This is a genomic window from Mesorhizobium sp. USDA 4413 (assembly GCF_056280365.1).
This window is the reverse complement of the sequence record NZ_JBVPRP010000001.1, coordinates 1-2,500: the sequence shown is the minus strand read 5'-3', so window position 1 is coordinate 2,500 and position 2,500 is coordinate 1. Positions and strand designations below refer to the sequence as shown.

At 55.2% G+C, this 2,500-nt stretch carries 1 tRNA gene and 2 rRNA genes (1 of these 3 cut by a window edge); all 3 read left to right on the top strand.

The features are described 5' to 3' along the window. A 23S ribosomal RNA gene (locus ACVMIM_RS00015) occupies window positions 1–1,709 on the top strand; it begins 1,171 nt to the left of the window's first position. 261 nt (window positions 1,710–1,970) lie between these two features. Beyond that, a 5S ribosomal RNA gene (gene rrf / locus ACVMIM_RS00010) occupies window positions 1,971–2,085 on the top strand. A 223-nt stretch (window positions 2,086–2,308) separates the two neighbouring features. Next, window positions 2,309–2,385, top strand: a tRNA-Met gene (locus tag ACVMIM_RS00005). The last annotated feature ends 115 nt before the right edge of the window (window positions 2,386–2,500 follow it).

Below are 2,500 nucleotides of genomic sequence, written 5' to 3'. Positions count from 1 at the left end.
CAGGATGTTGGCTTAGAAGCAGCCATCATTTAAAGAAAGCGTAACAGCTCACTGGTCTAAATAAGGGTCTTTGCGCCGAAAATGTAACGGGGCTAAAGCCATACACCGAAGCTTAGGGTTCGTGAGCAATCACGAGCGGTAGCGGAGCGTTCTGTAAGCCGATGAAGCCGTACCCGTGAGGGGCGGTGGAGGTATCAGAAGTGCGAATGCTGACATGAGTAACGTAAGGGGAGTGAGAGACTCCCCCGCCGAAAGACCAAGGGTTCCTGCTTAAAGTTAATCTGAGCAGGGTTAGCCGGCCCCTAAGACGAGGCGGAAACGCGTAGTCGATGGGAACCACGTTAATATTCGTGGGCCTGGAGGTAGTGACGGATCACACAAGTTGTCCAATCTTATCGGATTGAAAGGGCAGCGGAGTGGTTCCAGGAAATAGCTCCTCCTTATAGACCGTACCCGAAACCGACACTGGTGGTCAGGTAGAGTATACCAAGGCGCTTGAGAGAACTATGCTGAAGGAACTCGGCAAATTGCACGCGTAACTTCGGAAGAAGCGTGACCCTTTTTAGCGCAAGCTAGGGAGGGTGGCACAGACCAGGGGGTAGCGACTGTTTATCAAAAACACAGGGCTCTGCGAAGCCGCAAGGCGACGTATAGGGTCTGACGCCTGCCCGGTGCTGGAAGGTTAAGAGGAGGGGTGCAAGCTCTGAATCGAAGCCCCAGTAAACGGCGGCCGTAACTATAACGGTCCTAAGGTAGCGAAATTCCTTGTCGGGTAAGTTCCGACCTGCACGAATGGCGTAACGACTTCCCCGCTGTCTCCAGCATAGACTCAGTGAAATTGAATTCCCCGTGAAGATGCGGGGTTCCTGCGGTTAGACGGAAAGACCCCGTGCACCTTTACTATAGCTTTACATTGGCATTCGTAGTGGCATGTGTAGGATAGGTGGTAGGCTTTGAAGCCTGGGCGCCAGCTCAGGTGGAGCCACCCTTGAAATACCACCCTTATCACTATGGATGTCTAACCGCGGCCCGTTATCCGGGTCCGGGACAATGTATGGTGGGTAGTTTGACTGGGGCGGTCGCCTCCTAAAGAGTAACGGAGGCGCGCGATGGTGGGCTCAGAACGGTCGGAAATCGTTCGCTGAGTGCAATGGCATAAGCCTGCCTGACTGCGAGACTGACAAGTCGAGCAGAGACGAAAGTCGGTCATAGTGATCCGGTGGTCCCGCGTGGAAGGGCCATCGCTCAACGGATAAAAGGTACGCCGGGGATAACAGGCTGATGACCCCCAAGAGTCCATATCGACGGGGTTGTTTGGCACCTCGATGTCGACTCATCGCATCCTGGGGCTGGAGCAGGTCCCAAGGGTATGGCTGTTCGCCATTTAAAGCGGTACGTGAGTTGGGTTCAGAACGTCGTGAGACAGTTCGGTCCCTATCTGCCGTGGGTGTAGGAATATTGAAAGGATCTGTCCCTAGTACGAGAGGACCGGGATGGACGGATCTCTGGTGGACCTGTTGTGGCGCCAGCCGCATTGCAGGGTAGCTATATCCGGACGGGATAACCGCTGAAGGCATCTAAGCGGGAAACCCACCTTGAAACGAGTATTCCCTGAGAACCGTGGAAGACGACCACGTTGATAGGCCGGGTGTGGAAGAGCGGCAACGCTTGAAGCTTACCGGTACTAATAGTTCGATAGGCTTGATCGTTCTCATTACTTATATCCATCTTGTTCTCACTCACGCTTGTTCCGCCCTGCGGGCGGCGCTACGTGGGTGCGGCGCAACGGCGCCGACGGTCGGTCGACCTTGCGAAGCTTCGCTTCGAAAGGCGCCAGGCTAAAGAACTCCAGGGCACAACAAAGACCAGCGAACAGTTCAGAGAGAGCAGAAAATAGGTACCCCCTATCGGCTACTCGCTCATCGCTATTCGCTCAGAAAGCTTCTCGATTTGAACGTGCGTTTTGCCGACCTGGTGGTTATGGCGGAGCGGCTGCACCCGATCCCATTCCGAACTCGGCCGTGAAACGCTCCAGCGCTGATGGTACTTCGTCTCAAGACGCGGGAGAGTAGGTCGCTGCCAGGTCTGCAAAACGCACGTTCGGCTCACATCCGGATCAGAAGGATCCGGATAGAGCTAAATCTTCTCATTGCGATTGTCGTGATGCATGTCGTTGTCCCAAAACCGCCAGGCACTTTTGGGCGACATGCATAAAGGCCCGCCAAACGGGAGCCCGGGCCGCGCAAGCGGCCCTTTCATTTGGCAGCCCCTCTTGAATCCGGTAAGCCAAAACTTACCTACATCTCGACGCGGGGTGGAGCAGCCCGGTAGCTCGTCAGGCTCATAACCTGAAGGTCACAGGTTCAAATCCTGTCCCCGCAACCAAATACAAAAGAGCCCGCCTCGCGCGGGCTCTTTTGTATTTGCTGCGAGAGCCGGCGATTTTAACCTGCATCAGGGACCCGCAAGCAGGCAAAGCCGACGCCGCGGGACAAAAAAG